The sequence below is a fragment of the Gordonia sp. i37 genome (assembly GCF_002043085.1).
Taxonomy (GTDB): domain Bacteria; phylum Actinomycetota; class Actinomycetes; order Mycobacteriales; family Mycobacteriaceae; genus Gordonia; species Gordonia polyisoprenivorans.
On record NZ_MVPX01000653.1, the window covers coordinates 1 to 608 of the forward strand.

At 61.3% G+C, this 608-nt stretch carries 1 protein-coding gene; it reads right to left on the bottom strand.

Annotated elements, in window-relative coordinates; genetic code table 11:
- Positions 1-608, bottom strand: a 608-nt coding sequence (locus B1964_RS29380; protein ID WP_139765966.1) for a DDE-type integrase/transposase/recombinase, incomplete at both ends; no start/stop codon positions are given.

Consider the following 608-nt stretch of genomic DNA (forward strand, 5'->3'; position numbering starts at 1 on the left):
GCCAACGACGTATATTGACTCCCGGCGTCGCTGTGGTGCACCAAACCTGTTGCAGTGAAGTCGAATACAGATCTACGTCGGGTGAACAACGCTTGCTCGACCACACTGGTCACCAACGGCGTGTGTTTGCTGGTCATGACCCGCCAACCGAGGATGCGTCGGGAGAACACATCGACGAGAAACGACACGTACACGAACCCGGCCAACGTCCACACATAGGTGAAGTCGGCCACCCACCACTGATCCGGTCGATCTGGTGTATCCCATTGCCGGTCAACATGATCCGGGAATCGTGGCGCTTTGTCATCGCGATGGGTGGTGACGGTGCGGTGAGAACCCCGGACCGCTCCGGAGATCCCGCAGATCCCCATCAGCCGGCCCACCTGATCGCGACCCATCGGGTGTCCTGCTCGCCACATCTGGTGATGCATCTTGCGGACCCCGTAGACACTGCGGTTCTTGGTGAACTGCCGGAACACCTCGTGTGCGGCGTACGCCTCGGCCAGCGCGGCCGCCGAGACGACACCACGCTTCTTGCGAGCGTAGTAGGTGGACGGGGCGATCTGCATTCCGTACTCGGTGAGTACCCGGCAGATCGGATCGACCCC